The organism is Nonomuraea sp. NPDC049784, assembly GCF_040659615.1.
GTDB lineage: Bacteria > Actinomycetota > Actinomycetes > Streptosporangiales > Streptosporangiaceae > Nonomuraea.
Genome location: NZ_JBFAMX010000626.1, coordinates 1 through 6,019, shown reverse-complemented (window position 1 = coordinate 6,019; position 6,019 = coordinate 1). Strand labels below are relative to the sequence as shown.

Sequence of the window (6,019 nt, the reverse complement as noted above, 5' to 3'; positions counted from 1 at the left end):
AGGTGGGCGACGCCTGCCCTGGCGCCCTCCCGGTTGGCGCTGACCACGCTGTCGGCGGTCAGGCCGACGGCCGGGCGGTCGAGGAAGACGATCGGCAGGCCGGCCACGCGCTCGTTGCGCAGGTGGCGGTGGTCGCCGGCGGCCGAGGGGACGACCATGAGAGCGCTGACCCTGCGGGCCAGGAACGTCGCTATCAGCGACTGCTCCAGGTCCGCCGTCTCGCTGGAGTTGCCGACGATGAGGGTGAGCCCCCGGGCGCGGATGGCGCTCTCGATGCCGCCCGCGACCGTGCCGAAGAACGGGTTTCCCATCTCGGGGATGATCAGGCCGATCGCGGCGTCGCGCGCGCCGACCCGCATGTTGCGGGCCATCAGATTGGGCTGGTAGCCCAGCTTCCTGACCGCCTCCATGACGCGCTCGCGGGTTTCGACGGCGACCGGGCCGTCGTCGTTGAGCACCCGCGAGACCGTCTTCGCCGTGACGCCGACCTCACGCGCCACATCTGTCATCGTCGGACGCCGCATTGCGCCCATGTTAGTGGCCGCTCATCAGGACAACCCGATGGCCTCCGCCGCGCCCTGGTCGGCCACCACCGCCTTGCCGTCCGAGACCTGGAGCGCGCCCGTCATGATGGCCACCACCTCGGCCATGCTGTGGTCGCCCGGCTTGATCTGGGCGACCCGGCGGCCGAGGCGCTGGACGTGGATGCGGTCGGCGATCTCGAACACGTGCGGCATGTTGTGGCTGATCAGCACCACCGGCGTGCCCCGGTCGCGGACCCGCTTGATCATGTCGAGCACCTGGCCGGACTCCTTGACCCCGAGCGCGGCCGTGGGCTCGTCCATGACCACGACGTGCGTGGCCCACGCCACCGCCCTGGCCACGGCCACGCCCTGCCGCTGGCCGCCGGACAGCGACTCGACCGGCTGGGTGAGCGAGCGCAGCCCGATCTTGAGCTCGGCCATGTGCCTGGCCGACTCCTCGCGCATGCGCTTCTTGTCGAGCAGGCGGAAGACGCTGCCGAGGATGCCGGGCTTGCGGATCTCGCGGCCGAGGAACATGTTCGTGGCGATGTCGAGCGAGGCCGCGACCGCGAGGTCCTGGTAGACGGTCTCGATGCCGTGCCTGCGGGCGTCGAGCGGGTCGCGGAGGCGCACCGGCTCGCCGTCGAGCAGGATCTCGCCCGAGTCGGGCTGGAGCGCGCCGGTCAGCGCCTTGATGAGGCTGGTCTTTCCCGCGCCGTTGTCGCCGATGACGGCGAGAACCTCGCCGGGCATCAGGTCGAAGTCGGCGCCGTCCAGGGCTGTCACGTGGCCGTACCGCTTGACCAGGCCGCGGGCCTGGAGCACGGGGGTCGTCATCGGTTCCTCCTGCGCGAGAGCTGGTCGACGGCGACGGCGAGGATCACCAGGATGCCGGTGATGAGCGTCTGGTAAATCGACGGTACGCCCATCAGTTGCAGGCCGTTGCGGAACACCCCCACGATGAGCGCCCCGACCAGCGTGCCGATCACCAGGCCGCGCCCGCCGAACAGGCTCGTCCCGCCGAGCACGACCGCGGTGATGCTGTCCAGGTTGTCAGTCTGGCCGGCCTGCGGGTCGCCCACCCCGGTGCGGGAGACGAGCAGCAGGGCGGCGATGCCGTACACGAAGCCGGCCAGGGTGTAGACGCCGACGGTCAGGCGGCGCGTCCTGATGCCGGTCAGGCGGGCCACCTCGGGGCTGTTGCCGAGCGCGTACACGTGCTTGCCCCATGCCGTGGAGCCCAGCAGGTACGCGAACAGCAGGAACAGCAGGATCGTCAGCAGCGAGCCGTAGGTGACGTTCGTCTGCCCGACCTGGAACGTCTGCCCCAGGAACGTCAGCAGCGGCGGCAGGTCAGTGACCGTCTGCTCGTTGGAGTAGATGTGGGTCAGGGCGAAGACCACGTTCAGCATGCCGAGCGTCACGATGAACGGCGGCAACGAGATCCGTGTCACCAGCAACCCGTTGACCAGCCCGAACCCCGAGCAGACCGCGAGCCCGGCGACCAGCGCCAGCACCGGCGGCAGGCCGCTGTCCACGGCCAGCTTGGTCATCACGATGCCGCCGAACGCCATGATCGCGCCGTTCGACAGGTCGATGCCCGCGGTGAGGATGATCAGGGTCTGCCCGATGGCCAGCGTGCCGACCACCATGACCTGCTGGATGATCAGCGAGAAGTTGGGGCCGGTGAAGAACTGGTCCGTCCTGAGCCCGAAGAACAGGCAGGCCAGCACCAGCGCGGCCAGCGGGCCCGCGACGGGCGTGGTGATCAGGCGTCGCGGCAATGTCGCTTCCATCACTGCCATGTCAGCCCCAGCAGTTCGCCAGGCCGAAGGCCGTGTCCTTGGCCTCGACGCCGGAGGCGGACTTGTCGGTGATCAGCGTGACGCCGGTGTCGGTGTAGCCGGAGGCCTTCTTGCCGCTCTTGGCGAACTCGGCCACCGCCTTGACGCCGTCCTCGGCCATCTTGAGCGGGTACTGCTGGCTCGTGGCGGCGATCTGTCCCGACTGCACGGCCTTCGTGCCGGTGCAGCCGCCGTCCACGGAGACGATCAGCACGTCCTTCTCGCGGCCCTTGGCCTTCAACGCCGTGTACGCGCCCAGCGCGGCGGGCTCGTTGATCGTGTAGACGACGTTGATGTCGGGGGCCTTCTGCAGGCAGGTCTCCATGGCGGTCTGGCCCTTGGCCTGGTCGCCCCTGGTGTCCTGGGAGCAGACGATGGACGGGTCGCCCTCCTGGATGCCGTAACCCTTCAGGAAGCCGTCGTGCCTGAGCTGGCCGACCGTGATGCCGGGGGCCAGGTCCAGGGTGGCGATCTTGGCGGGCTTGCCGGCCATGGCGGCCTTGGCGTACTGGCCGATCAGCTCGCCCGCCTTGAGGTTGTCGGTGGCGAACAGCGCGTCCGTGGCGTCCTGCGGGTCCGTCGGGGTGTCGAGGGCGATGACGAGCACGCCCGCGTCACGGGCCTTCTTGATCGCCGGGACGATGGCCTTGGTGTCGCTCGGGGTGATGAGGATGCCCTTCACACCGGCGGCGACCATGTTCTCGATGGCCGTGATCTGGGAGGCGTTGTCGCCGTCGAACTTGCCGGCGGCGGTCATCAGCTCCATGCCGCTGGTCTTGGCGGCCTTCTCCGCGCCCTCCTTCATCTTGACGAAGAACGGGTTGGTCTCGGTCTTGGTGATGAGTCCGACCTTGGGGGTGGACGAGCTCTGACCACTGCCTTCACTGCCGCCGCCGCAACCGGTGATGAGAAGGGCGGTGACCAGGAGTCCGGCCGAAAGCTTTGCATTCATGGGCGGTTCCTATCAGGGGGGATCCGATGTCATCGTTGACATATGTCAACGTTGACATCCGCTGTGCTGCGATGATGGACTCCGATCCGAGAAACGTCAATGCCCCCATGCCGTAACAAATCGGCAACATGCCTGAAAGGCAGGCCCGATGATCGCTGTCCTGGGTGAGTGCGTCGCCGACGGCTTCACCATCCGCTCCCCCGGCGACCACCCCCTCGGCCCCCGCCCCACCACCTCCCCTTCGCCCAGCGACGTCCTTCCCTCCGGCGCGTCCGTGGCCATCGAGCGCGGCCTCGGGCGCGACGATGAGCGCCTCGACGACCAGGGGCGACCCACGCACCGCCCTGGTCCGCGACGGGCACCCGCCGGCGGCGAGGTGAGTGCGCCGCGAGCGGAGAACGGCGCGAGGCCGGGCGGCGACCCTCACGGGGCGAGTGACGGCGGCGCGACAGGGCTGGCGTTGCAGGTGCTGCCGGGTGGCGGGCCCGCGAACACGGCAGTGGCGCTGGCGCGGCTCGGAACCCCCACGCGCTTCCTCGGCCGCATCTCCGGTGACGTGTTCGGCGAACTGTTCCGCCGGCACCTCACCTCATCAGGCGTGGACCTCTCGGCATCCGTCGAGGCCAAGGAGCCAAGCACGCTCGCCGTCGCCGCCCTCGACACCGGCGGCCAGGCCGAGTACACCTTCTACGCCGACGGCACCGCCGACTGGCAGTGGAGCCCGTACGAGCTGGACCTCGAGCGGCTCGGCCCGGTCACCTGCCTGCACACCGGCTCGCTCGCGCTGGTCAGGGAGCCGGGCCGGACGGCGGTGGAGGCGTTCGCGAGGGAGGCCGCCGAGCACGCCACGATCTCCATCGACCCGAACGTCCGCCCCAGCCTCGCCACCCGGGAGGACTACCCGGTCTCCCGCTGGTGCGAGTGGAGCGACATCCTCAAGCTCAGCGACGACGACCTGGACTTCCTGCTGCCGGGCGTGCCGATGGATCGTGCCTGCGACACCTGGCACGCCGCCGGCGCCCGCCTGATCGTCATCACCAGAGGCGGGGCGGGCGCGCTCGTGTCCCTGGACGGGAAAAGAGCCCCGGTACGGGCACCCAAGGTGAACGTCGTGGACACGGTCGGCGCGGGCGACTCCTTCACCGCCGGCCTCCTGCACAGCCTCTCCGCCAAGGGCCTGCTCGGCGGCCGGCTGGACGGCCTTGATCTGGAGACGGCGGTGGAGGCGGCGGAGTTCGCGGCCAGGGTGGCGGCCCTGACCTGCTCGGTGCCGGGCGCCAACCCGCCCTGGGCCGCCGCGCTCTGACCCACGCTGCCGGATCCGTCATTCCGTCGGGACCGTTCGGTAGCCGTTCCAGACGAAACGGGCGGTCGTCACCGCGTCGTCCCCGTCGCCCGTGATGAGCTGGTGGATCGCGATCCCGTCGAGCTCGCGGTACTCGCACCACTCGTGGTCCGAGGTGAGCACGAGGTCCAGCCCCAGGTCCACCAGCAGGTCGAACACCTGGCCGCGGTTCGCCTTGTCCACCCCCACGAACACCTCGTCCAGCAGGATGAACCGCGGACAGTCCGGGTCGGTCTGGTAGTGCGCGGCCACGGCGGCGAACAGCGGCAGGTGCAGCGCGATCGCCTTCTCCCCGCCGGACAGCGCCCCGTGCAGCTTTCTGGTGAGCTCCTGCCACCCGTGCCCGTCGCCCCGGTCGAGCTTGACCACGAAGCGGTGCCAGGCCGTGTAGTCGAGCACCTTCATGAGCTGGTCCTCCCAGCCGGCCGACCAGTTGCCTGCCCTGGCCTCCTCCACCCGGTCCCTGAAGAAGACGTAGAGCGCCTCCTTGTCGGCCTCGCTCAACCCCGCCGGGTCGCGCAGGAGCAGGTCGCGGGCGGCCCGCGTGCCGGAGGGCTGGGTGGGATCGACCTCCCAGACCAGGCGGACGGCGACCTGGGAGGCGGTGCGGACGCGTTCCAGGCGCTGGTTCATGCCCTCCACCAGCGCGGTCGCCTGCCTGATGCGGTCGGCGAGGTGCCGCCGCGTGTCGCCGGCCAGCGTCCGGCCGAATAGGTCCCGCTCCGCCTCCGTGATGTCCGAGCGCCGCTCGTCGCGCTCCTTGCGCAGCGCCTCGCTGAGCGCCGCCGAGCCGGCCCGGACGCCGCTGACGGTGGCGGTCAGCACCTGCACGTCCTCGTCGGGCGCCAGCTCCAGGTCCGCCCGGCCGCCGAGGATCTCCCTGGCATGGTGGAAGGCGTCCTGCAGCCGTGTCTCGGCCTCCTTGACGTTCTTCTGCTCGTACGGCACCGCCGCGAGCTGCTCGACCACGGCCCTGGCCGACTCCAGCACGGCCCGCACCCCGGTGTCCCGCACCGGCCCGGCCGTCACCTGGGCGTCGGCCGGCAGGTGCCCGGCCATCAGGCGGCGGAACCGTTCCGACACCTCCTCCCGCACGCGGCCCGCCTCGGCGTGCTTCTCCTCGGCCGTGCCGAGCTCGCCCCTGAGCCGGCCGAGCCGGGCGTTGAGCCGCGCCAGGTCGTCGTTGACGGAGCGGATGAGACGGCGGCAGGCCTGGTAGGCGAGCTGCGTCTCCTGGAGCCGATCCAGCACGCGCGCCTGCTCGACGCCGATGGTGGACTCGACGGCCGCGAGCTTCTCCGCCACCACCACGGCGGAGGCCGCGGCGGCCTCGGCGCGCTCGACGGCTCTGACG

Annotated in this window: 6 protein-coding genes; 1 reads left to right on the top strand and 5 read right to left on the bottom strand. The window is 70.6% G+C overall.

Annotation, left to right across the window (positions count from 1 at the left end; all coding sequences use genetic code 11):
* The 4 genes from AB0J09_RS53965 to AB0J09_RS53950 form a co-directional block, all read right to left on the bottom strand.
* A partial coding sequence (locus tag AB0J09_RS53965; RefSeq protein ID WP_360709987.1) for a LacI family DNA-binding transcriptional regulator occupies window positions 1-524 on the bottom strand: 524 nt, incomplete at its 3' end.
* A gap of 24 nt (window positions 525-548) precedes the next feature.
* Entirely contained in the window at window positions 549-1,361 is an 813-nt protein-coding gene (locus AB0J09_RS53960; protein ID WP_360709986.1) for an ATP-binding cassette domain-containing protein, read from the bottom strand.
* A complete protein-coding gene (locus AB0J09_RS53955; RefSeq protein ID WP_360709985.1) occupies window positions 1,358-2,320 on the bottom strand; it encodes an ABC transporter permease in 963 nt (320 codons plus the stop codon). Before AB0J09_RS53955 ends, AB0J09_RS53960 begins: the two co-directional genes overlap by 4 nt.
* Before the next feature lie 10 nt (window positions 2,321-2,330).
* A complete protein-coding gene (locus tag AB0J09_RS53950; protein WP_360709983.1) occupies window positions 2,331-3,320 on the bottom strand; it encodes a sugar ABC transporter substrate-binding protein in 990 nt (329 codons plus the stop codon).
* Between the two features lie 148 nt (window positions 3,321-3,468).
* Between AB0J09_RS53950 and AB0J09_RS53945 the strand changes: the two genes are divergently transcribed.
* Complete coding sequence (locus AB0J09_RS53945) at window positions 3,469-4,626, top strand: carbohydrate kinase (protein ID WP_360709982.1); 1,158 nt, start codon at window positions 3,469-3,471, stop codon at window positions 4,624-4,626.
* Window positions 4,627-4,644: 18 nt separating this feature from the next.
* Here the strand turns inward: AB0J09_RS53945 and AB0J09_RS53940 are convergent.
* Window positions 4,645-6,019: SbcC/MukB-like Walker B domain-containing protein (locus tag AB0J09_RS53940; protein WP_360709980.1), on the bottom strand; the 1,375-nt coding region annotated here is incomplete at its 5' end.

Bases quoted from the DNA above. Each gene is read 5' to 3' on its own strand.
- AB0J09_RS53960 (WP_360709986.1), bottom strand. From the start codon at position 1,361: ATGACGACCCCCGTGCTCCAGGCCCGCGGCCTGGTCAAGCGGTACGGC.
- AB0J09_RS53950 (WP_360709983.1), bottom strand. From the start codon at position 3,320: ATGAATGCAAAGCTTTCGGCCGGACTCCTGGTCACCGCCCTTCTCATC.
- AB0J09_RS53955 (WP_360709985.1), bottom strand. From the start codon at position 2,320: ATGGAAGCGACATTGCCGCGACGCCTGATCACCACGCCCGTCGCGGGC.
- AB0J09_RS53945 (WP_360709982.1), top strand. From the start codon at position 3,469: ATGATCGCTGTCCTGGGTGAGTGCGTCGCCGACGGCTTCACCATCCGC.